Consider the following 25,653-nt stretch of genomic DNA (forward strand, 5'->3'; position numbering starts at 1 on the left):
TCTTCACGTTGGATGATGACCACCACCATCCATGCCGAGATCGGGACACGGAGGCGGCAGGTGGTGAGGGCCCGCGGAGGCGGCGGGCGGAGACGCGGGCGGTGACGGCCCGCGGAGCGTCAGCCAGGTCGGATCACCACTGGACGCGACAAGGGTGGATATCGCTACTCTTACCAGAAGTTTTGTCTGTGGCGACCATTCTGGAGAAGCCCATGCCTCTTGCCGGAGCCTCGGAACAGGCGGATGTCGCGCTTGCCCGTCGTCAATCGCTGGCCGACCTGCTCCGCCGGTCCGCCCGGCGCCACCCCGACCGGCTCGCCGTGTCGGACGGCGTGAGCAGCCGGACCTACGCCCAGCTCGACGAGGACGCCGGCCGGATCGCCAACGCGCTTGTCGAAAGGGGGGTGGGCGCCGGCGACCGGGTGGCGGTGCTGTCGCGCAACAGCGTCGAGTACGTCCAGACGATCTTCGCCGTCGCCCGGGCGGGTGCCGTACTGGTGCCGATCAACTTCATGCTCCGGGGTGAGGAGGTCGGATACGTCGTCCGTCATTCCTCGGCTGTCGCCCTGCTCGTGCAGGACGCGCTCCTGCCGGTCGCCGGAGCGGCGATCGAGGGGACGGAGGGTCCGCGGACCCGGATCGTGTACGGCGCGGCGGCGGAGGGGTGGGAGCCGTTCTCGGCGCTGCTGGAGCACGCCGACTCCCGCGAGCCCGCGGTGCCCATCGCGCCGGACGCGCCGGCCCAGATCCTCTACACCTCGGGCACCGAGTCACGCCCCAAGGGCGCGGTCCTGTCCCACGCCGCGTTGATCGCCCAGTACGGCAGCTGCATCATCGACGGCGGCATGGACCGCGATGACGTGGAGCTGCACTCGATGCCGCTGTTCCACTGCGCGCAGCAGCACTGCTTCCTGGTGCCCGACATACAGCTCGGAGCCTCCAGCGTCATCCTGCCCGGCCCCGACCCGGCCGCGGTGCTCGCCGCCATCGAAAGCCACCGGGTGACCAAGTTCTTCGCGCCGCCGACGGTGTGGATCGGCCTGCTGCGCCATCCGGACTTCGACAAGCGCGACCTCTCCTCCCTGCGCAAGGGCTACTACGGAGCGGCGATCATGCCCGTGGAGGTGCTCCGGGAGATCGGCGAGCGGCTGCCCGGCGTGCGCCTGTGGAACTTCTACGGCCAGACGGAGATGGCGCCCGTCGCCGTCATGCTCCAGCCCGAGGACCAGATCCGCAAGGCCGGATCCGCCGGTCAGGCCGCCCTGAACGTGGAGACCCGCGTCGTGGACGCGGAGGGCCGGGACGTGCCCGCCGGTGAGATCGGGGAGATCGTCCATCGGAGCCCGCACGCCATCCTCGAATACCTCGACGACCCCGGCAAGACCGCCGAAGCGTTCCGCGGCGGCTGGTTCCACTCCGGCGACCTGGGGACGATGGACGAGGAGGGTTACCTCACGGTCGTCGACCGGATCAAGGACATGATCAAGACCGGTGGGGAGAACGTCGCCAGCCGCGAGGTCGAGGAGACGCTCTACCTGCACCCCGCCGTCGCCGAGGTGGCGGTCGTCGGAGTCAGCCATCCGAGCTGGATCGAGGCGGTCGTCGCGATCGTGGTGACCAGGGCCGGTGCGGCCCTCACCGAGGAGGAGTTGCGGGCGCACGCCCGTGAACGGCTGGCGCCGTTCAAGGTTCCCAAGGCGTTCGCGTTCGTCGACGCGCTCCCGAAGAACCCCAGCGGCAAGATCCTCAAGCGCGAGCTCCGGGAGCTGCACGGCGGGCTCGCGGACCGGATCGCCGACGCGGGCGCCGGACGCTGAGCGGCCGTCGCTTGAGCTTCCGGAGCCTTCTCGGGGATCACGCCACGGCGTGGGAGGAGACCATGGCGGAGCGGGCGGACCGACGTCGGCCGAGCCGTGGCGGAGCGGGCGGACCGACGTCGGCCGAGCCGTGGCGGCCTGCCGCCGCGCCGGTCACGTGCTGACGCCCGCCCCTGTCCGGCGGACGGTCCGCCACGCGGCGGACTCACGCGGCCCTCCACGGGATGCGGGCCCTGAGCCGGTATCCGCCGCCGGTTCCGCGGGTGGCGTCCAGGGTTCCGCCGTAGAGGGCGAGCCGCTCGCGCAGGCCGATCAGCCCGCGGCCGTCGCCGCTCCGTGACCGGGCGGTCTGCGTGCCTCCGGTGTCGGTGACCTCGATCTCCAGGAAGTCGCCGTCGTGGCCGATCGCGACGGACGCCGCCGCGCCGGCGGCGTGCTTCATCGTGTTGGTCAGGGCCTCCTGCACGACGCGGTAGACCGCCAGGTCGACCCCGGGAGGAAGGGGGCCGCGCGGCGGCGAGACCTTGACGTCCACAGCCACCCCGGCGGCGCGGACCCGCTCGATGAGGCCGTCGAGCTGGTCGAGACCGGGCTGCGGTTCGAGTCCGTCACCCGAGCCGTCGGAGCGCCCGCTCTCCGGGCCGGCGAGCAGGCCCATGACGTTGCGCAGTTCGGCCATGGCCGCCCGGCCGCTGGCCTCGATCGCGATCAGGGCCTCCTTGGACTGCTCCGGCCGCATGTCCATCACCTTGCGCGCGGCACCGGCCTGGATCACCATCACGCTGACGTTGTGGGTCACCACGTCGTGGAGTTCGCTCGCGATCCGGGAACGCTCGGCCTGGACCGCCTTGCGCATGGCGTCCTCCTGGGCCTGCTGCAGTTCGGCGAGCCGGCTCCGGCTGTGCCGCCAGAACCGGACAAAGCTCGCTAAAGCTCCGGCGCTGAGCAGGATCACGTAGGGCCCCAGCCAACTGGGGAGGCTGGGGACGATGTCTCGGCCCACCGCACCGGCCAGCACGGCGGCGAGCAGGATGCCCGCCACCGCGGGCACCCGGTTGCGGCTGTGGGCGATGGCGCTGTAGGCGGCGATCGCACAGGTCAACACGGTGATCCACGTCTCGCCCCCGTTCGTGGCCAGCGTCGCGGACAGCACCACCCAGAAGGTGGTGAGGGGATAGCGGCGCCGGGCCGCCAGCGGTGACGCGGTGAGCACCACCAGGAGCAGAGGCGGGCCGTACCCGTCGGGGCCGGCCTCCGCGGGCGGAGCGGGCCGGACCGGCTCGGGCGACCGCGTGCCGGCGCTCGCGCCCGGGGGCGGCAGGGCCGGCAAGGGCGGCGGCAGGGGAAGTGCGGGAGGTGAGGCCCGGAGGCCGGACGGGAGCTGCAGCAGCTCGAACACCGGGTGCGGCCCCTCGCCGACGTGACGGTCAGGGCTCTGGAAGCCCGTCGCCGCGAAAACCGCGGCGACGGTCAGGACGGCCGCGAGCAGCGCGTCGGCGACGAGTGCTCCGCGGGACGGCCGGGCGGTCCGCGCCTCCGGTCGCAGCATGCCGAGCGTGTACCGCCGCCGGAGCCGTCGTTCATCTGCTGTCACCGGCAACATTGTCGCGTCCGCGTGATCGGCCGCGCATCGTCCTGAGTGACCGGGGCGGTGCCCGTCGGGAGTACATCGCAGGGATGACATCGGGGCGGGTCGTTCCCGGGAAGTATCCGATGTCGGCGCGGCGGCCGATGCGCGTGAAGATCGGCTGCGCCTAGCTTCGTTCCCGCCACCAGGCCGCCGCGGGGCTCCCCCGTCGAGGCGGCCCTCCCGACCGGAAGAACGGATATCCCATGCGTCGTGTGACAGAGCCGGAAGGCGCGGCCAGGCGGTACGACGGAGGCGTGCCGACGCTCCCCGCCGGAGATAGCGAGGCCGCCGCCGTGACGGGGCCCTCCGGCCGCGGAGAGCCGAGGCGGCGGAATCCGGTCCTGCGTGGCGGCGTGGTCGCCGTCGCCGGACTGCTCGCCTTCGCGGGGTCGGCGTCCCTCGCGCCCGCGCCCGCCTCCGCGGCGTCCGGATCCGCCTCCGTGCCCGCCTCCGCGGCGTCCGGATCCGCGCCCGCGCCCGCCTCCGCCGCCTCCTCGGCCGCGCCGAGCCGCACGCCGTTCCTGCCCGAGCCGACCGGCTCCCATCCGGTCGGCACCACGTCCCTGTACCTGAAGGACACCTCCCGCCCCGATCCCTGGGTCCCCACCGTGAAGGCCCGGGAGCTCATGGTCTCCCTGTGGTATCCGGCGGAGTCACCGGGCCGCCGGCGGGCGCGGTACATGACTCCGAAGGAGTCGGAGCTCCTTCTCAAGGAGGGCAAGATAACCGGTGTACCGCTTGAGGTGCTCAGCAGGACGCGCACCAACGCCTTCACCGACGTGAAACCGGCGGGGCGCAAGCGCGGTCTGCCCCTCGTGGTGCTCTCCCCCGGTTTCACCAAGCCCCGCAGCACGCTGACCGCGCTCGCCGAGGATCTGGCGAGCAGGGGCTACGTGGTGGCCGGGATCGATCACACCTACGAGAACGTGGCCACGACCTTCCCCGACGGACGGGTCACCACCTGCGTCCCCTGCGAGGGCGACCACGACCCGTCGCTCTTCACGAAGCTGTCGAAGGGCCGGGCGGCCGACGTCTCCTTCGTGATCGACCAACTGACCGGGCCGCGCCCCAGGTGGAAGGGCGCTTCGCTGATCGACCCGTCCCGGATCGCGATGGCGGGCCACTCCGCGGGCGGCGCGAGCACCATCGCCGCGATGGTCAAGGACTCCCGGCTCCGCGCCGGGATCGACATCGACGGCACCACGCCCACCGGGATCCTCGACAGCGGGCTGTCGAGGCCGTTCATGTTCCTGGGCAAGCCCGCCACCTACACCCCGGGAGCCGGCGGCCCGGCCGACACCTGGGAGCGCGACTGGAAGCTCCTGACCGGATGGAAGCGCTGGCTGCTGCTGACCGGCGCGGCGCACGAGTCCTTCACCGACGTCATGCCACTGGCTGACCAGCTCGGCATCGGCGGCGGCGCCGAGCTGTCCGGGGTCCGTTCCTTGGAGATCACCCGAAGGTACGTCCGCGCCTTCTTCGACCTGCACCTGCTGAAGCGGGCGCAGCCCCTGCTGGACAGGCCGTCGGCACGCTACCCCGAGGTCAAGCTCTGCGCTCCGGAGACGAAGACCTGCGAGTAGGGCAGGGTGTAGCTCTCCCGCAGCGACTTGTCGATCTGCCTTTCTCGTCGTGATCGCTGGATCGCGGGACCGGCTTTACTCGTGGGTGCCGGCATGTGAGGCACTGGTAGCTGTGTTGACGGCCCTCGTTCCTGCGGGCACTGGCGGGTGGTGGTCAGCCGCTGTAGGACCAGGCTCAGAGGCATACAGCGCTCGATCGCCGCTGGTGTCAACCGCGTGTCGGCGGCGTCTCGGTCGCCAACTGGGCGATTCCGTCTCGAACGTCAGTGCCACTACGTTCACCGCGTGTCATATCCCGGCGGCTCGCGACTCATCGAGTGCTTCGGAAGCTCTGGGCCCAGCGGCGAAGTTCGGTGGCGGCCTCGTCGCGGGTGAGGGAGCCACGTTCCAGGTGAACCTCCTGGAGATGCCGGATCGCCGCCCCCACCATTGGGGAGGGCGGAATGTCGAGCATCTGCATCACCGTTCTGCCGTCGAATGCGACGGGGACATCGTCACGCCTGGTGTACCTGTCACGTTCGGCGGCGGCGCGGGCATCGGCCTCTTCCTTGGCACGGCACGCGGCCTCCCACACGTCGTAGTCGGCGGCGTCCAGGGCATGTAGGCCCGCCCAGCGCCACCCCTCCATGTCGCGTTCCTGCCCAAAGCCGACCGTGTCGAAGAGGTCCGACGCACCCGCTCCGACCACTCCGAGGCGCGCGAGCACGGCGTTGATCGGCCGGTCCTCGTGTGGCAGTCCGGCCCGGATCGATGCGTACTCGGGACCCCAGCTCTGACGGCCGTTCTCCCACAGGGCAGCGGCCTGGCTGCCGTTACCGCCCCAGAAGTCCGCTTCCACGTAAGCGATATGGCCGCCGCGTGACCAGTTCTTCAGTCTCTCGGCGAACCCTGGGGACATGAGCATGAACGGCCCGCTCTCCCGCCGCGTGTCGGTCAGCTCGTTGAAAATCTCGTCAGTCACCGGTAGCAGCCCCAGGCGTTGCCGGAGGGGCGCCACCACAGCCCGTGGCACATCGTCCGACAGGGAGCGGAGATGGTCAAAATCACCGACAACACCGTGGAGCACATAGGACATGCCCGCACCCTAGATCGGGCAGCGGCCCACAATCACCACATTTCATGGGCCGGACGTCGCGGTGTCGACCATCTCCAACGGGTGGGCAACTCGTATCGAGTCACTGCGTTTCAAGTCGATGACCTGATCGCTGTTCCCGGCCGGCAGACCCAGCGCCCCGGCGGCGACGCATTGTTCAGCGGCAGGGTCGTCGGCGGCGTGCAGGCAGCGTGCCCCGCGCCGGCAGTACTCCAGGACGTGGATCAGGTCGCAGACGATATTGATGGTCACGCTGCGGCGGACGGCCTCGGCGTGCAGCAGTCGAATCCGGTGCGGGTCGCCGTCAACCAGTACTACCCAGGTCCGGGCACGCACGCTGTCGCGGGAATCGGCCTGGTCGAACGCCGCCCTGATCACCTGGCCCGCCGGGGCGATGAGCGATCCGTAGATCCATTTCTCGCTCGCGCGGGATCCGGCTCACACCGGTCGTTCGCCGCTGCGCCCGCCGAGGCTGATCACATCGGGTGGGCGGCGTGGCGCAGGGACCGCATCGTGGACCACCGCCTCACACGCCTGCCCCCACAGCAGAAGGCGGCATCCCGATCGAACAGTCATGACTGGCTGACCATAAAAGCCCGGTTCAGACACTCACTGAGAACGAGCTACACCCAGTAGGGCATCGCCCGATGCGGCCCGTTCCTTCCCTGCCGCCCTTCAGCCGGCCGGAGAGGCGGGGTGCTCCATCCACCACTCGGTGAACTCGCGGCAGCGGCCCTCGGGGTCGAGGCGGATCACCCACAGGTTGCTGTAGGCGCGGTCCGGGTAGGCGGTGGTCCCCTGGATGATCGCCACCTCGTCGGTGACGGTCACCGGACGCCAGTCGAACGTGGTCTCGCCAGGCTCGTCCCTGGCCTCCAGCCAGCGCTCGACGATCTGCCCGCGGCCGCGCCAGGGCGGCTGGAACGGTGCGGTGCAGTACGTGGCGTCCTCGGTGAACAGGGCGCCGATGTGAGCCGGATCGTTGGAGTTCCATGCCTGGACGTAGCCGTCGATCCACGTGGCGACACGGCTGAGATCTGTCATGGAGCCGTTCTACTTCACCGGCCGGCGGGCCGGGGCCCGCGACCCGTCCGGTGGGAGGTGTTTGGGAACTCCTGGTCAACGGACTGCCCTCCGCCCACGCGGCGGCTCCGGGCCGGCGTGTCCGGAATCTGCAAGACGCCCCACCGGCCCCGTCGGGAAGATGGGTGACAGACGGGCGGGGATCGGATCACCACCGGCGGCGACCGTCCATGACGCCCGTCGGCGTCCGGCGACAGCCGGAGCCCGCGGGCCCGCACCTCCACGACCGGGACAGGATGAACACATGAACGGGCCAGGACACGAACGCATGAACATCGACCTCTCCGCGGCCGCCTCATTCATGGCCGGCCACGCGCGCGTCCTGGACCGCCGCCGCTTCCACCTGCTGATGGGCGACGGCGACCCCGCCCCGGCGCTGACCGCGCTGGACGGCTACCGCAACCCCGACGGCGGCTACGGCTGGGGGCTGGAGCCCGACCTGCGCTCCCCCGAGAGCCAGCCGGGGGCCGCGCTGCACGCCTTCGAGGTGTTCGAGGACATCGCCCCGGCCACCGCCCCGCAGGCCGCCGCCCTGTGCGACTGGCTGGAGTCGGTCTCCCTGCCCGACGGCGGCCTGCCGTTCGCGCTGCCCCTCACCACCGGCGCCGGCACCGCCCCCTGGTGGAGCAGCGCCGACCCCACGATCTCCTCGTTGCAGATCAGCGCCGTGACCGCGGCCGCCGCCCGCCGCGTCGCCGCCCACGATCCGGCCGTCGCCGCCCATCCCTGGCTCGACCGGGTCACCCGCTACTGCCTGGCCGCCATCGAGGCGATCGACCGGACGCCCCACGCGTACGTGCTGGCCTTCGCGGTGCGCTTCCTCGACAGCGTGCACGACGTCCACCCCGAGGCGGCCGGCCTGCTGAGCCGTCTCGGCGGGCACATCCCCGCCGACGGGCGGCTGCACGTCGAGGGCGGCACCGAGGAGGAGACGCTGCACCCGCTCGACTTCGCGCCGTTCCCCGGCCGCCCGGCGCGGGCGCTGTTCGCCCCGGAGGTGATCTCCGCCGACCTGGACCGCCTGGCGGGCCTGCAACAGGACGACGGTGGATGGACGGTCGACTACGCCGAGATCTCACCGGGCGGCGCCCTCGACTGGCGCGGCCACACCACCGTGCGCGCCATCGACATCCTGCGCCGCAACGCCAGAGGCTGACGGCCGCCGATACGGCCTCCCACCGTGCAACGCGTGACCGGCATGTCGATCGGCGCCGCTCAGGAGGGTCCCGGCGACCGCCGGCCCGTGGTCGACGTCACCGTCCGTCCCGGGAGCGGCCGGCGTCAGGCCGGCCGCTCCCGGCCTACGTCAGCCGGATCACCGCGTCCCACGGACGGTACGGCGACTCACCTGAGCGGCCGGGCGCCCTCCCGGTGGCCAAAGGCTGTCTCGTAACGCCGACGCCACCGTGCGGCCTTCGAGAAGGCTGAGTGCGGAGATCAGCGGTGGGCGGTGGCTCAGTATCTGTGGCCGGGCCAGTGCGGGTCCTCCCAGCGGGCGGGGCCGTCGAGGCCGAGCAGCCGTATCCGGTGGAGCAGTTCCGCGGGGGCGTTCCGAGTGCGGAGCCGGGCAGGGGCATGACGGATCAGCCAGGCCGTCAACTCGGTACGCGTCTCTTCCTGGTCCCCCCAGTTCCGCGCCTCCCAAGGGAGTTGATCTCCCAGCAGGTCGTACTCCCAGTGCGCCGCCGCTCCGACCAGGTGCTGGTCAGCCACGGTGTGTGTCTGCGTTTCCCAGGCGTGCAGCCATGGGCTGAGCGTGGCGGAGGCTTCGGCACACAGGGCGAGGACCTCGTGCGCGGGCACGGCGGGATCCGGATCGGTGAGAGTGTGGGCCCACCAGGCGTGCAGGAATTCCCGTACCGCCGCGGCCTGCCCGGCAGGCCACTGCTGCCAGTGACCGCGAGCGAGTGAATGTCCGACCTCCTCCATGCCGGAGAAAGCCTCGACGAGGCCGTGGACGAGGGCCCTGGAGAACTGCGGCAGAATGCGGCGCAGCACGGATGCATGGTCATCCCAGTCGACGGCCTCCCAGGTGCGACGGAGCAGGTCGGGGTCCAGCTCCACATCCGGCGCCTTCAGCTGCGCGAGCTCTTCCGCGCTGCCCCAGTGGCACTCGCAGTTGTGCTCGTCGGGACGGGCGGTCATGCCGCGGAAGGTGACGGCCACGCGGTTCAGCGCGGCGTCGAGACGGATCCGGGTGGGCGTCTGGTCGAAGCTCATCGTGGGCGTTCGCCTTCAAGGACTCCGGGAGCTCGCGCCAGCCGAAGATCGCTACTTTACCGGACCCGTGGGTGCGCATGAAGGCGTTCGGTCCTGGACCTCCATGGCGGGCGGTGCTCCCCTCAGCGAGCGCCCTGTCCATGCGGTCGCGGACGGGAACCAGGTGCCGTCGACGATGACGACCTCGCCTGCCTACGGGTGGCGGCGGGTGCGGTCACCGGGACCGGGCCGGACGCGGCCCGGTGAACACCTCGATGAGCTCACGACGCTCCACCGACAGCACCTGCACACCAGCTCCGACGCCAGTCCGCCCGCCGAGTTACGGGACAGCTCTTATGTGCGGTGAGAGCACCAGGACGGCACGGCCGGAGGCCAGCTCCGCCAGGCGCAGCAGGACTCCGTTGATCCGGCCCTGATCGCCGGTGGCCAGCGACAGCTCTCCTACGCTCCGGCAGCGGCCGTCGGTGCAGTCGTCCTCGACACTGACGCTCTCCCCCTCGATGTGGAGGTCGCCCGAGGAGCCTCTGAGACCCAGCCGGATCTCCTCTCCGCCGAGGGATCTGACGGTGATCTCATCCACGCCGAATCCGGCGTCGATCCTCAGCCGGTCACCCGGCCGGACCTCCACTTCGCAGTCGGCGTCCTGACAGGCCGCCAGGTCGGTCCCGTCGGAGGCCCGCGGCGACGCCGGCGAGTCCCGGACCGTCCCGGGTGCGAGCGCCGCACTGCCCGGCGCCGCGACGGTCCACGGTGCCGGCGCCCCGCCCGGGTCGCAGCCGGCGAGCAACACGGCCGCCACGACGGCGGCGGACCGGACCCGCCCGGCACCGGCGGGCACGGGCGATCTGGTCCGCATGGCATCCCCCCGAAGGCTCACAGGACGAGACCCGCCATCGCAGGCGATCCACCGGACCGCCCGGCGGCGGGTCCCTCGCCTGTCGCGCAACCTCTCCGCCCGGATGCGTCTGCCCGTCGGAGGGGTTCTTCCCCCGCGGCCGACGGCCGAACCCGAGGTCAGGGCGCTGATCTCCACCGCGCGCCGGGCGGCGGCGAGGAGCACCGCCCGTGCCGTGCGGTAGCCCCCGCCGGCGAACGGCTCACGCGTGCTCGACGGCCCGCTCGTCGGCGACGGAGGGGACGACCTCGGGGACGGGAGCCGGGCGGAGCAGGATGAGCGCCGCACAGGCCAGAGCCGTCAGGGCGATCAGGGCGTACATGATGCGGTAGTCGACGATTCCGGCCAGCGCCGCTCCGGCGGCGATGGAGACCGACTGGGCCACGGTGGAGAGCATGCCGATGGCCGCGCCCACGCGGCCCTGGAGCCGGGCGGGGACGTACAGGTGCTGCGCGGTGCCGAGGGCGATGTCGAACAGGGGGATGGCCAGGCCGTAGATCGCCGCCCCGGCGAGGAAGAGCACGGGCGAGGGCACCAGGAAGGTCCCGGCGCCCAGGGCGAAGACCGCGTAGCCGACGCTCGACCCGCGCGCCTCGCCGAGGCGCCGGACCAGCGTCCCGGCCAGCAGACCGCCGACGACGGAGCCCGCACCCTGGACCGTGGTGAGGACGCCGAAGAAGGCGGCGGGCTGCCCCAGGCCCCGGTCGATGGCGATGAACACGGCCGTGTCCATCAGGCCCACGGTCGCCATGAAGATCGTCGAGGCGAGGGCCAGCCTGACCAGGAGCGGCACCCGCCACAGGTAGCGGAATCCGGCGGTGACGGCCGGGAGGAAGAGCTGGCCGGCGGGCTCCGGCTCGGATTCGACGATCTTGAGCGAGGCCAGGACGAGGATCGCGACCACGAACGTCACGGCGTCGACGACCGCGAGCGTCCCGCCACCGAAGGCCAGGTAGATGCCGGCTCCGGCGACGGGCGAGGCGATCCGTACGCCCTGCCGTACCGTGATCAGGGCCGCACGGGCGCTGACCGCCGCCGCGGAGGGCAGGATGTCCTTCAGCAGCGCGCCGTGCGCGGGGACGGAGAAGGTGACCCCGTAGGCGAGGGCGACGGCGTAGAGGATCCAGATCTGGTCGGCGGAGCGGACCAGGGTCAGGGCCAGGACGACGAGCGCCATCGTGCCGTACATCGCGACGAGCAGCGGCCTGCGGCGGACGCGGTCCACGACGTGGCCGTAGAGCGGGGAGATCAGCCCGGGCAGGGCGAGGAAGAGGAAGACCAGTCCGGCGGCGGCGTCGGAGCCGGTGAGGTCCTTGGCCCAGATGCCCAGGGAGAGGTACAGCGCGCTGTCCCCGAAACTGGAGACGGCCTCGCCGACCAGGAGCCGGCGGAAGAGGGGGTTGCGCAGGGCGGTCACGGTCGACCTTTCGCGGGCGGGGGGAAAGCGGGGGGAAGGCGGCGGAGTGAGTCCGGGGCCGGTCGCCCCGGACGGCGGAGTGCCGGGGGCGGCCTGGGCGGCACCGGTCCGCGACCACCGGGCGTGGGGCGGTCCGGGGTGGCGCTCCGGAGCGGTCAGTCGGGGACGGGCGGGGAGTCCGCGATGGGCGGGGAGTCCGGGAGCGGCGTCCCGGAGAGCAGGATCCGGACGTATCTGGCGTCCTGCGGGACGGCGGCACGGCCGGTCGCCCGCTCGATGTAGGGGGCCAGCACCGCGGCGAGCTGCTCGCCCAGTCCGTCGAGCTCCTGCGCGGTCATCGGCGCGGTGACGCCGTTGAGAAAGGCGGCCGTGCGCCACTCCTCAGGAGTGTGCGGGCGGGCCTGGGTCCAGTCGAGGAGCCGGGTGGCCTCGCGCTCGACGAAGACCCGCTCCAGCTCGGCGGCCGCGACGCCGCCCGTGCTCGACGACCAGCTCTGTTCCATGTCGGCGACCCGCCAGGGCCGCTCCCGCTGGTCCTCGCTCTCGGCCTCGACGACGTAGCCGTACTTGGCGAGCTGGCGCAGGTGGAAGGAGCAGGAGGCCTGGGTCGTGCCCAGGTGCCGGGCGCAGACCGCCGCCGTGGCGGGGCCGATCCGGCCCAGCAGGTCCATCAGGTCCAGCCGGAGGGGGTGGGCCAGCGCACGCATGGCGCGCGGGTCGGTGATCTTCATATGTCAAAGATATCTTTGGCATAAGCCAAGTGTCAAACAACTCTTTGGCTTTTGGTGCGGCCGGAGCCGACCATCCCGGGGGCCGTCGGCGCGGGGCGGCCGGGACGGGCTCCAACACCCCGGGACGCAGCCGGTCCGGTCCGGGGACGCCCGGCCGAGAATTATGGAATAGATGATTCCGTTCTGCTATGATGAGGACATGACGGACCGCGCCGGAGGATGGCGGTTCCGACCGGACCGAGAGACGGGGAAGCGATGAGCGACAACACCGTGACCGAGTGGGCCGTGCTGAACGACGCGCATGAGGCACTGCGCACGGCCGTCCGCGGCGTGGCCGCCGAAGACTGGGACCTCCCCACCCCCTGCGCGGGGTGGACCGTGACCCAGGTGCTCCAGCACGCCGCGGGCGACCAGATCGGCTTCGCCTCCTTCATCACGGGAGGTCCGGGGCCGTCCGAGAACCCGTTCGCGCCCTCCGGCAAGCTGGACGGCTCCCCCCTGGACATGGCGGAGGAGGCGATGAAGGCCGCCGCCGACGCCTGGGCGACCGTCGGCGAGGACGTCCAGGAGGTCTCGGTCCCGGTGCCGCCCGGCAAGCTGCCCGCCCCGCTCGGGGTCGGCGCCTGCGCCCTCGACGCCGCGGTCCACGCCTGGGACATCGCCGTCGCCACCGGCCGGCCCTCACCGCTCACCCCGGAGCTCGCCCGGGAGCTGATGCCCGTCGCCACCGCCATCGTCGAGCCGCTCAGGGCGTTCGGCGCCTACGCGCCGGCGCTCGGAGCCGAGGACGGGGACGACGAGGTCGCCGCGCTGCTGCGCTACCTCGGCCGCCGCCCCGACTGGACCGCCTGACCGGCGATCCACCTCATCCCCCGGCGGCCGTCCGGAGGGGACCGCAGGCCCGGACCAGCTCCGGCTCCAGCTCCGGCTCCGGCTCCGGCTCCGGCTCCGGCTCCGGCTCCGGGCGAGGGATACGACCCCGGCCGGCACATGGGGCGTATGGGCGGGACGCCGGCGCGGGGATCCGTTCCGCCGTGGTGGATCAGTGGTAGTAGCCCTCGATCGGGACGCGCGCCTCGTCGAGCAGTGCGGGGCCCTCCTGAGGCACGTGCGGCCAGCCGCCGCCCGGCTTGAGGGCGGCGAGCTGCTCGTTGGAGAGCGCGAACACGACACGGCCGAGGCCGGACCGTTCGATGGCGCCCGCGCACATGCCGCAGGGCTGGCAGCTGGTGTACATGGTGGTGGCGGCCGCGGTGCCGGGGTCGAGTTCCTGGGCCGCCCATCTGGCCAGCTTCAGCTCGGGGTGGGCGGAGATGTCGGCGTCGCTGAGAACCGTGTTGCGGTCCTCGGCGAGCACCGTGCCGTCCGGTCCCACCAGCAGCGATCCGAACGGCGCGTCCCCGGCGGCCCGTGACGTGGCGGCGAGCTCGATGGCCCTGCGGAGAAAGCGTTCGTCGTCGTGTGTCACGGCTGCTCCGTCTGTGTGTGATGGGTGCCCAGGTCCCAGTGGGCGGCCAGGGTCGCGAGCGCCTGCCACGCCACCTGCGGGCGGCAGGTCTCGTACGGGTCGCCGTTGAACGGGTCGAGCACGACGGTGTCGGCGCCGAGGAGGCGTAGCTGTTCGAGGTCGTCGAGGACCTGGTCGACCGTGCCCTCACCGGCGAGCCGTCCGGGGTCGGTGATCGGTGAGTCGGTGAACCGCAGGGCGATGCGGGGGACCAGGGCGGGCACCGGCCGCCGCTGCTCATCCGCGGCGGCCTTCATCCGCGCCGGCGCCTCGCGCAGCCAGGCGAGGGTGGACCGGAGCGGATGCCACGGCTCGCCGAGGCGTACCGCCCGGCGCAGGCCGGCGTCGCTGTTGCCGCCGATCCAGATCGGTATCCGCCCGCTGCGGTAGTCCCCGTCGTCGTCCCAGGCGGCACGTATCGCCCGGAGGTGGTCGTCGGTCAGCTTCCCGCGCTGCTGGAACGGGACCCCGAGCGCGTCGAACTCCTGCCGCGCCCAGCCGACGCCCACGCCGAGGACCAGCCGCCCCCCGCTGAGCTGGTTGAGATTGGCCGCCATGCGGGCGACGAGCAGCGGATGCCGGTACGGCACGATGAGCACCGTGGTCCCGAGCCGGATCCGGTCGGTGATGCCGGCCAGCCAGGCGAGAGTGGTGAAGGGTTCGTAGAACGGCCCCGGATACTGCTCGGCGACATCGGGTGTCACCACGACGTGGTCCGAGACCATCAGCAGGTCGAAGCCGAGACCCTCCACCGTCTGCGCCCAGCGCCGTAGCACGCCGGGATCGGTGCCAGGCCCGAAATTCGGGACGTTAACTCCTATTTGCACGATTTCAGGCTATCCAGTGATCATCTCCGGCCGGAAGAGAGTCTTCCCGACACATGGGCCGATCGGCCGTGGATCTGCCGGTATCTTTGCCAGATGGCCGAGAATCTTGACGCGACCGACTGGTCCATCCTGGTCGAACTCCAGCGAGACGGCCGCATCCCGCTCACCGAACTGGGACGGCGGGTGAACCTCAGCGCCTCCGCGACGACCGAGCGGGTCAAGCGGCTGGAGGCGACGGGTGTCATCACCGGCTATCAGGCCACCGTCGACCTGGCGAAGGCCGGTTTCGCGGTGCTCGCCGTGGTGCGCCTCAAATATCCCGGCAGCCGGCACCAGCCCCTGCACCAGCTCCTGGGCGAGCGCTTCGAGATCCTGGAATGCCTGCGGACCACCGGCGACGACTGCTACACGCTCAAGGTGGCCGCGGCGTCCATGGCCCACCTCGAACAGCTCGTCAACGAACTGGCCCAGTTCGGCAGCACCACCACCAACATCGTCTACAGCCAGACCCTGCCCTACCGCGGACCCCAGGGGCCCTGACCGGGGCCGAGGCCGGGGCCGGATACGACAGCCACCGATCCGACCTGGCCCTCGGACGGTCCGGGCCGCCGACCCACCGGTTCTCCGCAGGTCAGCGAAATCCAGTCAAAATTTCCCTGAGCTACCGGGAAGCCGCCCGCCAGGCGGGCAGGCTTGTCACCAGCCCCGAAAGGGTGAGAAGGGGCAGATCGGCGGCTTGCGCCTGAACACCGTGGTGATTCCGGCGAGCCGACGCCTGTGCGGAGGACGCCGTCTCCCATTCCGCCTCCGCGCTCCCATCCGGGGCGGGGCGCAGCAGAAGAGGAAAGCCACCATGAAATCCGTCGAGCCGGCCACGCCGTACGTCCTGTCGGTGTTCCGCATCGTCGTCGCGCTGCTCTTCGCCTGCCACGGCGCGGCCAAGATCTTCGGCGCGTTCGGCGCCGAGGCGGTCAGCGTCGGCTCCTGGCCGCACTGGTACGGGGGCGTCATCGAGCTCTTCGGCGGCATCCTGCTCGTTCTCGGCCTCGGCACGCGGATCACGGCGCTGATCTGCTCGGGTGAGATGGCCTACGCGTACTTCGTCGTCCACCAGCCGAAGGCCCTGTGGCCGCTGGAGAACGACGGCGAGCTGGCCGCCGTCTACTCCTGGGCGTTCCTGCTGATCGCGGTGGCCGGTCCCGGAGCGTGGGCGCTCGACACATGGCTGGGCCGTACCCGCGGGCAGGCGTCCGCCACACCGGTCGGGGCGGCCTGACCAGGCGGCAGCCGCCTCGCCGGGCGCCACCCGCGGCCGGATCGGCGGCCGCCCGCGGCTCCCCGCATCCGCGGCGGTACGGCCCGGCATGGCGTGGAGGCGTTCCGGCGAGCCGTTCCTCTTGATATTCTCGGCCTCCAGACCGAGAGGCGCTGCGACGGGCTCAGGCCCGCCACGCTCGGTCTGGACTGTTCCCCAAGGGCGCCTCCGGCAGCGGAGGTGCTCAGGTGAGGTCGTCTTCAAACCACAGTGACGGGCACGGGCGTGACACCGTCCGGCACGCACCCGGCATCGGGGCGGGCCGAGCGCGGCAGACGAGCCCGGCGGCGGGGGCCGGCAGCCGGACGCAGGCCCTGAAGGAGCTTCTGGACCGGCGGGTCGCGGTGCTCGACGGAGCCTGGGGCACGATGCTGCAGGGCGCCGCGCTCACCCCGGCCGACTACCGCGGACAGCTGCTGCCGGACCACCCGTGTGACGTGACCGGCGACCCGGACCTGCTGAACCTGACCCGCCCGGATGTCATCCTCGACATTCACCGGCAGTACCTGGCTGCGGGCGCCGACATCACCACGACGAACACGTTCACCGCGACGAGCATCGGCCAGTCGGACTACCTGCTGCAGCCGCTGGTGCGGGAGATGAACCTGCGGGGAGCCCAGCTGGCGCGCCAGGCCGCCGACGAGGCGGGCGGCCGTTTCGTCGCCGGTTCGATCGGCCCGCTGAACGTCACGCTCTCACTGTCCCCGCGCGTGGAGGACCCCGCGTTCCGCGCGGTGTCGTTCGAAGAGGTCTACGCCGCCTACGCCGAGCAGATCCAGGCGCTGGCCGACGGTGGGGTCGACCTGCTGCTGATCGAGACGATCTTCGACACGCTCAACGCGAAGGCCGCGCTCGCGGCCGCCCGCGACGTCGCACCGGACCTGCCGCTGTGGATCTCGGTGACGATCGTCGACCTGAGCGGGCGCACGCTGTCGGGGCAGACCGTCGAGGCGTTCTGGAACTCGATCGAGCACGCCGATCCGCTGGTGGTCGGCGTGAACTGCTCGCTGGGCGCCGAGGAGATGCGCCCCCACGTCGCCGAGCTGTCGCGGCTCGCCGGTGTCTACACGGCCTGCCATCCCAACGCCGGTCTGCCCAACGCGTTCGGCGGCTACGACCAGACGCCGCAGGAGACCGCGGGGATGCTCGGCGAGTTCGCCGCGTCGGGAATGGTCAACATCGTCGGCGGCTGCTGCGGGACCACGCCCGCGCACATCACGCAGATCGCCTCCGCCGTGTCCGCCCTCCCGCCGCGCCCGGTCCCGGCGCCGCCGGCGCGCACCCGCTTCAGCGGTCTGGAGCCCTTCGAGATCGGCGCGGACACCGGGTTCGTCATGATCGGCGAGCGCACCAACGTCACGGGTTCGGCGCGCTTCCGGCGCCTGATCGAGGCGGACGACCACCAGGCCGCCGTCGACGTCGCGCTGGAGCAGGTGCGCGGCGGGGCAAACCTGCTCGACGTCAACATGGACGCCGACCTGCTCGACAGCGAGCGGGCCATGACCACGTTCCTGAACCTGATCGCGACCGAGCCCGAGGTGGCCCGTATCCCGGTCATGATCGACAGCTCGCGGTGGAGCGTGCTGGAGGCCGGGCTCAAGTGCGTGCAGGGCAAGGGCGTCGTCAACTCGATCAGCCTCAAGGAGGGCGAGGGCCCGTTCCTGGAGCAGGCCCGGCGCATCCGGGACTACGGCGCCGGCGTGGTCGTCATGGCCTTCGACGAGCAGGGGCAGGCCGACACCGTCGAGCGCAAGGTGTCGATCTGCGCCCGCGCCTACGACCTGCTCACGCAGCAGGCCGGCTTCCCGGCCGAGGACATCGTGTTCGACCCCAACGTGCTCGCGGTCGCCACCGGCATCGCCGAGCACAACGGCTACGCGAAGGCGTTCATCGACGCGCTGCCGCTCATCAAGCAGCGGTGCCCGGGGGCACGGACCAGCGGCGGCATCTCCAACCTGTCGTTCTCCTTCCGCGGCAACGACGTCGTGCGCGAGGCGATGCACTCGGCCTTCCTGCTGCACGCCGTACGCGCCGGGCTGGACATGGGCATCGTCAACGCGGGGCAGCTCGCGGTCTACGAGGACATCCCCGCGGATCTGCTCGAACTCGTCGAGGATGTGATCTTCGACCGGCGGGCCGATGCCACCGACCGGCTCGTCGCGTTCGCCGAGACGGTGAGCGGGGCCGGCACCCGCCGGAGCGTGGACCTGTCCTGGCGCGACACTCCGGTGGAGGAGCGGCTGGCGTACGCGCTCGTGCACGGCATCGTCGACTTCATCGAGGCCGACACCGAGGAGGCCCGGCAGCGGGCGGCCCGCCCCCTCGACGTGATCGAGGGACCGCTCATGGACGGCATGAAGACCGTGGGCGACCTGTTCGGCTCCGGGAAGATGTTCCTGCCGCAGGTGGTCAAGAGCGCGCGGGTGATGAAGCGCTCGGTCGCCTACCTCGAGCCCTACATGGAGGCCGAGAAGGAGCAGGCGCGGCTGGCCGGACGCGCCGACACCGGTCGCGGCAGCGGGAAGGTGGTGCTCGCGACCGTCAAGGGCGACGTGCACGACATCGGCAAGAACATCGTGGGCGTCGTCCTCGGCTGCAACAACTACGAGGTCATCGACCTCGGTGTCATGGTCCCCGCCGCCCGCATTCTCGACACCGCGGTCACCGAAGGCGCCGACGCCATCGGGCTCTCCGGGCTGATCACCCCGTCGCTGGACGAGATGGTCGCCGTCGCCGCGGAGATGCAGCGCCGCGGGCTGAAGCTGCCCCTGCTGATCGGCGGCGCCACGACGTCACGCCAGCACACCGCGGTCCGCATCGCCCCCGCCTACGACGGCACCACGGTTCACGTGCTCGACGCCTCCCGCGTCGTCGGCGTGGTCGCGGATCTGCTGGACCCCCAGCGCGCCGAGGAGCTGGCCGTCGCCAACCGCGCCGAGCAGGAGCGCCTGCGCGAGCAGCACGCCACCAAGGAGCGCCGTCCCCTGCTGACCCTGGCGCAGGCCCGCGCGAACCGGGAGCGGGTCCCGTTCGACGACCTGCCCGTCCCTCCCTTCACCGGTGTCCGCACCGTCCAGCCGGACCTGACCACCCTCCGCGGGATGATCGACTGGCAGTTCCTCTTCCTCGCCTGGCAGCTGAAGGGGAAGTATCCGGCGATCCTCGACCAGCCGGTGGCCCGTGAGCTCTACGACGACGCGAACACCCTGCTCGACCAGATCATCGCGGACGGCTCGTTCCACGCCCGGGGCGCCTACGGCTTCTGGCCGGCCCGGTCCGAGGGCGACGACATCCTGATCGAGGCCGGGTCACCGGGAGCGGGTGAGCGTGGCGGCCTCCGTCTGCCGATGTTGCGCCAGCAGACGGCCAAGCCCGAGGGACGGCCCAACCGGTGCCTGGCCGACTACGTGGCCCCGGCCGGGGACCACCTCGGCGGGTTCGCCGTGGCCGTCCACGGAGCCGGAGCCCTGGCCGCCGACTTCGAGGCCCGCCACGACGACTACCGCGCGATCATGGTGAAGGCCCTCGCCGACCGGCTCGCCGAGGCGTTCGCCGAGCACATCCATCTCCAGGCGCGGCGTGACTGGTACGAGCCGGACGCCGATCCCTCACTGGCGGATCTGCACGCTGAGCGCTTCCGCGGCATCCGTCCCGCGCTCGGCTATCCGGCGTGCCCGGACCACAGCCAGAAGCAGGTCCTGTTCGACCTGCTCGACGCGGGGCAGCTCGGCATGACCCTGACCGAGTCCTTCGCGATGGCCCCTGCCGCCAGCGTCAGCGGGCTGCTGTTCGCCCACCCGTCGTCGCGATACTTCACCGTGGGGCGCGTCGGCAAGGACCAGACCGAGGACTACGCCCTCCGGCGGGAGCTCGACCTTTCCGTGGTCGAACGCTGGCTGCGCCCGAATCTCGCCTACGACCCCCAGTGACCCGGGCGGCCGGCGCCGTCCGCGGGGCCGGCCGCGTCCGAGGCACGCCCGCGGAGATCTTCGACCGTGGAGAGCGGGGCGGAGGAGGCTCTGGAGGGGATCCGCGGTCGTCGTCACGCGGGTCTGTGCGGTGGTGGCGTCCCCGTCGGCGTGCGTCCGGTCGAGGCTGTCCGCGGCGGCTGTCGTGAGCTCTTGTGCCGCGGTCCGGGCGGGAGGGTCATCACCCGCACTCCGCCGATCGGTGAATTAACGCGGTGTTTCCGATGCGGCCTGCTGTCTGTACGGCCCGGCCGGCGTTTTTATATGCCCTTTTTCCGTTCTCTGAATTGTTTTACCGGAGTGGTTCACAGCCTGCCGGCGGAGTCCCAGGTGGTGCCGTCGGTGCTGTCCCAGGTGGTGCCGTCGGTGGAGTCCCAGGTGGTGCCGTCGGTGGAGTCCCAGGTGGTGCCGTCCGTGCTGTCCCAGGTGGTACCCGCCGCGACCGCCGACGCCGAGTCCCACGTGGTGCCCGCCGCGCCCGTGACGGAGTAGCCGCCGATGACGGCGGTGCAGGCGATGACCCCGGTGACGATCGCGGTCGACAGCTTGGCGGCGAAAGTGTTCTTGACCGGGTAGGCGGCGGAGTTCTGCATTTCTTTTCTCGTTTCTTGAGTGGTTGTTCTGTCCTCGCACAACCAACTCTGCGCTCCGGCGGACCCGTGAACCAGGTGAAACGGAGTCAGCAAGTTCCCCGCCGGTGGCAGCTTCCTGCCACCGGGTCAGGACATACCGAACAGCCGACCCCGCGCTCGGCGCGGTCGCCGTCTTCACCTTTCTGCACTCCTGGAACCTCTTCCTGGAGCCGATCGCCTACCTCTCCTCACCGGAGAAGTTCACGCTGCCGCAGGCACTGACGCAGTTCGTCGACGCCTACGGCGGGCCGATGTGGAACACCCAGCTCGCGGCGGCCTCACTGACGGCACTGCCGATCCTCGTGGTGTTCGTCATCGCCCAGCGCCAGTTCATCAAGGGCCTGGCGCACACGGGGCTGAAGGGATGAGACCCGCCGCGGCCATCGACATCGGCGGCACCTAGATCGCCGGCGCCCTGGTGTCCTACCAGCGCCTACTTCGGCGAGGACGACATCGAGCGCCTCCAGGACGACCACGGCCGCGATTATCGAGCTCACCGTCACGCTGGACCGAGCCGTGAACCACCTCGGTCCTCGACCCGGGTCCGCCTCCGCCGGTCAGCCCGCCGTCGCGGACTGCTCGCCGAGGCGGTGCAGCGCGTCGCGGGCGGCGGCGGACCAGTGCGGCGCCCGGGCTCTGTCGGCGACCGCCTGTGCCTGCCGGTAGTGCTCGGCGGCTTGGCCGTGTCGCCCGAGGGCGGTGGACAGGTGGCCGAGGTGGTGTGCCGTGGGGCCGAGGCTGAGCAGGCCGCTGCCGGCTCCGGCGAGCTCCCCGGCCGCGGGGAGCAGCCGGGTGTAGAGGCGTTCCATGCTCGGCCGGTCCCCGGCCTGGATCGCGATCATGGCGTGTAGGCAGGTCCGTGCCTCGAAGAGCAGGTCGCGCGGGGAGTCCGGGATGGCGCGCGCGGCGGTGAGCGCCTGGTCGCGGTCGCCCTGGGCGAGCAGGACCAGCGGGCGGGCCCAGCTCTCGTACGGACCCCAGTCGGCGTCCGTCACGCCGACCGGCCCCGTGTCGGGGGCGTCGAGGCAGAGCAGTGCGAGCGGGAGGATCCCTTCCTCCACGCCGGGCATTCCGGTGCCCGTGAGCCGGGCGGCGGCGGCGCGGTAGGCGGTCCGCGCCTCATCGTGTCTGCCGGTCACCGCGAGCCGGAGCGCGGCGTACCAGCCGGTGAACACGCCGACGAGGGGCAGTCCGTAGCGTTCGGCGAGGAGGTCGGCCGCGGCGGCGTGCCGGTCGGCCGCCTCGAGGTCGGCGAGCGCGGCGCGGGACTGGAGGAGGATCAGGTGTCCGAGCACTTCGAAGGTCACCAGGCCGCCGTGCCGGGTGGCCAGGTCGAGCAGTTCCTCGCCGATCCGGGCCCGGTGCGGGGCGAGCCCGGCCCGGTGGAAGGTCTGCATGTAACGGCCGTTGAGCGCGTAGGCCAGCAGGGTGGGGTCGGGCCGGCCGCGGGCGATGGTCTCGGCCTCCCGGGCCACCTGGTCACCCCGTCGCCCGGCGTCGGCGCGCCGTTCCATCGCGATGGTGACGAGGAGGCGGGCGCGCTCGGCCTCGTGGCCGGAGGGCAGGGTGGCCAGCGCGTGTTCGGCGGCCGTGACGAGACGGGCGGACAGGGCCTCGTCGTCGTTGGCCGTCCAGATCGCGGGCACGTCGAAGGAGCCGATCACACCGGCGGTCAGCACCGGGTCGCCGAGGGCCTCGGCCGCGGTGATCGCCTCCGCCCGGTGGCGCCGCGCCCGCCGCAGGTCGCCGGTCACCGCCAGGGCCCGGACCATGCCCATGACCGCCTCAAGACGGGCGCGGGCGTCGCCGTCGCCCGAGCGGTCCAGGGCCGCGACCGTCTCCCGCCACAGGCGTGCCGCCTCGTGCGGGGCGGACCGGTGCTCTGCGCGCTCGGCCGCGGCGCGCGTGTAATGCGCGGTACGGGCCGCGGTGGCCCGGCTCCCCGCCCGCAGGTAGTGGTGGGCGATCGCCTCCACGTCGCCGGGCCGTGCCCCTTCGATGATCTCGGCGGCCGCGGCGTGCCACCGGGCCCGGCGGGCGCGCGCGATGTCGTCGTAGAGCGTCTCGTGCACCAGGGCGTGGGCGAACCGCAGGCGGTCGGCGTCCTGCTCGACCAGGAAGCCCGCGAGGAGGGCGGACTCGACGGAGTCCAAGACCAGGTCCTCGTCCCCGGCGAGCGGGATCAGCACGTCGAGGTCGACCTCCTGGCCGACGACCGCGGCCTGGCGCAGGTGTGTCCGCGCCGTCTCGGTGAGCCTGGCCACCCGGTGGCGGATGACGTCGCGTACGCCTGCCGGCACGGCGTGCAGGGCCGCCTCGCCCTCACTCTCCCAGAGCCGGGTGAGCTCCCGGACGAAGAACGGGTTGCCCGCGCTCCGCGCGTGGATCACGCGTGCGTCGCGCGGGGCCGTCTCGCGGCCGGTGACGGCCTGGACCATCTCCCGTACCTGCGGCTCGGTTAGGCCGCCCAGGTAGATCCGGGCCGGTTCGGCGCGGGCGACACGGCCCAGCGCCTCGGCCAGGCCTGCGGAGATCTCGGTCGAACGGTAGGTGCCGACGATCAGCACGGGCCCGGCGTCGAGGTCGGTGGCCAGCGCGCCCAGCAGGGCGAGGGTCTCCTCGTCCGCCCAGTGCAGGTCGTCGAAGACCAGCAGGACCGGGCTCTTCGCGGCGACCGCGGCCAGGTGGGAGCCGATCGCGCGGTGCCGGCGGAACCGTGCCGCGACGGGATCGTCCCCCGGGGCCTCGTCGCCGGCGGTGCCGGTGGGCGCGGGCCCGTGTCCGGCCGCGGCGAGGCTCTCGCGCAGCTGTGTCCACGGCCACGCCGCGGGCGCGCCCGGGAGTTCGGGGCTGCTGCCCCACGCGGTGGTCCAGCCGGCGGCCTCCAGGCGTGTGGTCAGGATCCTGGCCAGCGCGGTCTTGCCCGCGCCGGCGGCTCCGGACAGCAGCGCGAGCCGCGGCCGGCCCGCCGTCGCCGTGGCCGTGGCGGCTTCCTCCAGCCCGGCCAGCTCCCCGGTGCGGCCGACGAACGGGTGCTCGACCGCCCGGGACCGGCCGGCCGGCGCCGGTGCCGGACCCCGCGGCTGTGCAGCGGGGCGGGCGGTGAGGTGCGGGGCCTGGGCGAGGATGTCCGCCTCCAGCTGCCGCAGGCTCTGGCCGGGGTCCACGCCGAGCTCGGTGCGCAGGACCTCGCGGGCCCGGCGGAGCGTGGCCAGCGCGTCGCCCTGCCGGTCGCTCCGATAGAGCGCCAGCGCCAGCAGCCGCCAGCCGTCCTCGCGCAGCGGATGAGCCGCGACATGGGCCTCCAGGTCGGGCACCGACTCGGCTGCCCGCCCCAAGGCCAACGCCGCTTCGGCACGGCGTCCCACGGCCAGCAGCCGCAGCTCGTGCAGCCGGGCGGCCTCACCACGCGCCCAGTCCTGCTCGGCGAACTCCGCGTACGCCGGCCCCCGCCACAGCCCGAGCGCATCGTCCAGCAGGATGCGGGCCGGCTCGGCCTCGCCCCCGGCCAGCAGCCGGGCGGACTCGGCGACCATGGCCTCGAAGCGCCAGGCGTCCACCGCCTCGGGCTCGGCGCGCAGCGCGTAGCCGGGTGACGCCGTGACCAGCAGCCGGGAGGGCGTGCGGGGCGGGCGGTCCGGTTCGAGAGCCTTCCGCAGCGCGCCGACGAAGGTCTGGACGGCGCCGAGGGCACCCTCCTGCGGGTCGTCCCAGAGGTCGCCGATCAGCCACGTGGCCGGCACGACCCGGCCCCCGGCGACCAGCAGCCGGGCCAGGACGGCCCGGTGCCGCAGGCCCCTGAGGTTGACCGGGCCGTGCTCGTTCTCGGCCTCCAGCGGGCCCAGCACACCAAAACGCACCATCGGCACCAACCTATCCGCCCACGTGGCCCTCCCCGCCGCCCGCTGAGCCGCCGCTGACCGCGTGCTGATCGGCGGACGGCAGGTTGGGGGCCACCACCGACCGGACCGAAAGGGAGAGCCGAGATGGCACCGAAGATCACTGGATTCGCCCGGCGGCGCGTCGCCGTCGCCGAGGGCGTGGAGCTCAACGTCGCGGTGGGCGGCTCGGGCAGCCCCGTCGTACTGCTGCACGGATTCCCCCAGACCCACCTGATGTGGCGGCACGTCGCCGCCGACCTGGCCGCCGATCACACGGTGATCTGCCCCGACCTGCGCGGCTACGGCGACAGCGACAAGCCGGCCGACACCGACGGGCAGACCTACTCCAAGCGCACGATGGCCGCCGACGTCGTCGCCCTCGCCCGGGCCCTCGGGCACGACCGCTTCGCGCTGGCCGGCCACGACCGGGGCGCGCTGGTCGCCGTCCGCGCCGGGCTCGACCACCCCGGCGTGGTCACCCACCTGGCCTCGCTGGACGTCCTGCCGACCCTCGACATGTGGGACGTGATGCGTGGCGCCTCCGCCGCCGTCGGCTTCCACCTCTACCTGATGGCCCAGCCGCCCGGACTGCCCGAGACCATGATCAGCGGCTCGGCGGACGCGTTCTTCGGCCACTTCCTCGACATCTGGGCCGTCGACCCGGACGCGATCCCCGCCGACGTCCGCGCCGCCTACCTGAAGGCCTCCCGTGAGGCCATCCCCTCGATCGTCGCCGACTACCGGGCCTCAGCCGCCGTCGACGTCGAACACGACCGGGCCGACCGGCAGGCGGGCAACCGGCTGCGGATGCCGGTGACCGTACTGCAGCAGGACTGGGGCGCCGCCCTCGGCTTCGACGCCGCCGCCCGTTGGCGGGCATGGGCACCGGACCTGGAGCACAACTCCGTGCCCTACGGGCACTTCATGGCCGAAGAAGCCCCGGCCGAGGTCATCAAGGATGGCCGGCGCCCCCCGGGGACCGGTCGACCGGTCGGACGCCTCCCTGGTCATGGCCGCCGCCCGCCGCCAGGAGCTGCTGTCCGCGATGACCCGC

21 protein-coding genes and 1 riboswitch are annotated in these 25,653 nt (G+C 72.3%); of the genes, 9 read left to right on the top strand and 12 right to left on the bottom strand.

Annotation, left to right across the window (positions count from 1 at the left end; genetic code table 11):
• Positions 1 to 212 precede the first annotated feature (212 nt).
• A complete protein-coding gene (locus ACWDS7_RS27365) occupies positions 213 to 1,817 on the top strand; it encodes a fatty acyl-CoA synthetase (protein WP_451931611.1) in 1,605 nt (534 codons plus the stop codon).
• 205 nt (positions 1,818 to 2,022) lie between these two features.
• Here ACWDS7_RS27365 and ACWDS7_RS27370 read toward each other — a convergent pair whose 3' ends face one another.
• Positions 2,023 to 3,411 carry a sensor histidine kinase gene (locus tag ACWDS7_RS27370; protein ID WP_451931612.1) on the bottom strand — a complete coding sequence of 463 codons (1,389 nt, stop codon included), beginning with the start codon at positions 3,409 to 3,411 and terminating at the stop codon, positions 2,023 to 2,025.
• Positions 3,412 to 3,659: 248 nt separating this feature from the next.
• On the opposite strand from ACWDS7_RS27370, the gene ACWDS7_RS27375 reads away from it, so the two are divergent.
• Positions 3,660 to 5,030: an alpha/beta hydrolase family protein gene (locus ACWDS7_RS27375; RefSeq protein ID WP_451931613.1), complete on the top strand. Its 1,371-nt coding sequence runs from the start codon at positions 3,660 to 3,662 to the stop codon at positions 5,028 to 5,030.
• Positions 5,031 to 5,340: 310 nt separating this feature from the next.
• Here ACWDS7_RS27375 and ACWDS7_RS27380 read toward each other — a convergent pair whose 3' ends face one another.
• The 3 genes from ACWDS7_RS27380 to ACWDS7_RS27390 all read right to left on the bottom strand — a co-directional run bounded on the left by ACWDS7_RS27380 (position 5,341) and on the right by ACWDS7_RS27390 (position 7,167).
• Positions 5,341 to 6,105: a hypothetical protein gene (locus ACWDS7_RS27380; protein ID WP_451931614.1), complete on the bottom strand. Its 765-nt coding sequence runs from the start codon at positions 6,103 to 6,105 to the stop codon at positions 5,341 to 5,343.
• Between the two features lie 42 nt (positions 6,106 to 6,147).
• Entirely contained in the window at positions 6,148 to 6,501 is a 354-nt protein-coding gene (locus ACWDS7_RS27385; protein ID WP_451931615.1) for a hypothetical protein, read from the bottom strand.
• A 297-nt stretch (positions 6,502 to 6,798) separates the two neighbouring features.
• Positions 6,799 to 7,167 carry a nuclear transport factor 2 family protein gene (locus ACWDS7_RS27390; protein WP_451931616.1) on the bottom strand — a complete coding sequence of 123 codons (369 nt, stop codon included), beginning with the start codon at positions 7,165 to 7,167 and terminating at the stop codon, positions 6,799 to 6,801.
• Positions 7,168 to 7,450: 283 nt separating this feature from the next.
• Here ACWDS7_RS27390 and ACWDS7_RS27395 point away from each other — a divergent pair, with 283 nt between their 5' ends.
• Positions 7,451 to 8,362 carry a hypothetical protein gene (locus ACWDS7_RS27395; protein ID WP_451931617.1) on the top strand — a complete coding sequence of 304 codons (912 nt, stop codon included), beginning with the start codon at positions 7,451 to 7,453 and terminating at the stop codon, positions 8,360 to 8,362.
• Positions 8,363 to 8,661: 299 nt separating this feature from the next.
• On the opposite strand, the gene ACWDS7_RS27400 is transcribed toward ACWDS7_RS27395, so the two are convergent.
• The 4 genes from ACWDS7_RS27400 to ACWDS7_RS27415 form a co-directional block, all read right to left on the bottom strand.
• Complete coding sequence (locus tag ACWDS7_RS27400) at positions 8,662 to 9,426, bottom strand: hypothetical protein (RefSeq protein WP_451931618.1); 765 nt, start codon at positions 9,424 to 9,426, stop codon at positions 8,662 to 8,664.
• A 319-nt stretch (positions 9,427 to 9,745) separates the two neighbouring features.
• Complete coding sequence (locus ACWDS7_RS27405) at positions 9,746 to 10,282, bottom strand: hypothetical protein (protein WP_451931619.1); 537 nt, start codon at positions 10,280 to 10,282, stop codon at positions 9,746 to 9,748.
• Positions 10,283 to 10,523: 241 nt separating this feature from the next.
• Positions 10,524 to 11,738 (bottom strand): MFS transporter, encoded by a 1,215-nt coding sequence (locus tag ACWDS7_RS27410; RefSeq protein WP_306874012.1) that lies wholly within the window; start codon positions 11,736 to 11,738, stop codon positions 10,524 to 10,526.
• 155 nt (positions 11,739 to 11,893) lie between these two features.
• On the bottom strand, positions 11,894 to 12,469 hold the full coding sequence (locus ACWDS7_RS27415; protein WP_451931620.1) for an ArsR/SmtB family transcription factor: 576 nt from the start codon (positions 12,467 to 12,469) through the stop codon (positions 11,894 to 11,896).
• 255 nt (positions 12,470 to 12,724) lie between these two features.
• Between ACWDS7_RS27415 and ACWDS7_RS27420 the strand changes: the two genes are divergently transcribed.
• A complete protein-coding gene (locus ACWDS7_RS27420) occupies positions 12,725 to 13,321 on the top strand; it encodes a TIGR03086 family metal-binding protein (protein WP_451931621.1) in 597 nt (198 codons plus the stop codon).
• A 190-nt stretch (positions 13,322 to 13,511) separates the two neighbouring features.
• Here ACWDS7_RS27420 and ACWDS7_RS27425 read toward each other — a convergent pair whose 3' ends face one another.
• Together ACWDS7_RS27425 and ACWDS7_RS27430 are read right to left on the bottom strand one after the other, a co-directional pair.
• Complete coding sequence (locus ACWDS7_RS27425) at positions 13,512 to 13,937, bottom strand: nucleoside deaminase (protein WP_451931622.1); 426 nt, start codon at positions 13,935 to 13,937, stop codon at positions 13,512 to 13,514.
• Positions 13,934 to 14,803: an LLM class flavin-dependent oxidoreductase gene (locus tag ACWDS7_RS27430; protein WP_306874020.1), complete on the bottom strand. Its 870-nt coding sequence runs from the start codon at positions 14,801 to 14,803 to the stop codon at positions 13,934 to 13,936. The genes ACWDS7_RS27425 and ACWDS7_RS27430 overlap by 4 nt, the downstream gene beginning before the upstream one ends.
• Before the next feature lie 93 nt (positions 14,804 to 14,896).
• Between ACWDS7_RS27430 and ACWDS7_RS27435 the strand changes: the two genes are divergently transcribed.
• From ACWDS7_RS27435 to metH, 3 genes are all read left to right on the top strand, one after another.
• A complete protein-coding gene (locus ACWDS7_RS27435; protein ID WP_306874022.1) occupies positions 14,897 to 15,343 on the top strand; it encodes an Lrp/AsnC family transcriptional regulator in 447 nt (148 codons plus the stop codon).
• A 313-nt stretch (positions 15,344 to 15,656) separates the two neighbouring features.
• Entirely contained in the window at positions 15,657 to 16,079 is a 423-nt protein-coding gene (locus ACWDS7_RS27440; protein ID WP_451931623.1) for a DoxX family protein, read from the top strand.
• A gap of 138 nt (positions 16,080 to 16,217) precedes the next feature.
• Positions 16,218 to 16,292, top strand: a riboswitch (S-adenosyl-L-homocysteine riboswitch).
• A gap of 14 nt (positions 16,293 to 16,306) precedes the next feature.
• Positions 16,307 to 20,047, top strand: coding sequence for a methionine synthase (metH, locus tag ACWDS7_RS27445; RefSeq protein ID WP_451931624.1), 3,741 nt, complete (start codon positions 16,307 to 16,309; stop codon positions 20,045 to 20,047).
• A 344-nt stretch (positions 20,048 to 20,391) separates the two neighbouring features.
• Here the strand turns inward: metH and ACWDS7_RS27450 are convergent, their stop codons facing one another.
• Entirely contained in the window at positions 20,392 to 20,679 is a 288-nt protein-coding gene (locus ACWDS7_RS27450; protein ID WP_451931625.1) for a hypothetical protein, read from the bottom strand.
• A gap of 104 nt (positions 20,680 to 20,783) precedes the next feature.
• Here ACWDS7_RS27450 and ACWDS7_RS27455 point away from each other — a divergent pair, with 104 nt between their 5' ends.
• On the top strand, positions 20,784 to 21,086 hold the full coding sequence (locus ACWDS7_RS27455; protein ID WP_451931626.1) for a hypothetical protein: 303 nt from the start codon (positions 20,784 to 20,786) through the stop codon (positions 21,084 to 21,086).
• Positions 21,087 to 21,275: 189 nt separating this feature from the next.
• On the opposite strand, the gene ACWDS7_RS27460 is transcribed toward ACWDS7_RS27455, so the two are convergent.
• A complete protein-coding gene (locus ACWDS7_RS27460) occupies positions 21,276 to 24,581 on the bottom strand; it encodes a BTAD domain-containing putative transcriptional regulator (RefSeq protein ID WP_451931627.1) in 3,306 nt (1,101 codons plus the stop codon).
• 123 nt (positions 24,582 to 24,704) lie between these two features.
• Here ACWDS7_RS27460 and ACWDS7_RS27465 point away from each other — a divergent pair.
• Positions 24,705 to 25,653 (top strand): alpha/beta hydrolase (locus tag ACWDS7_RS27465; RefSeq protein ID WP_451931628.1); only part of this gene is annotated, 949 nt, incomplete at its 3' end.

The sequence above is a fragment of the Streptosporangium sp. NPDC003464 genome, assembly GCF_053588315.1.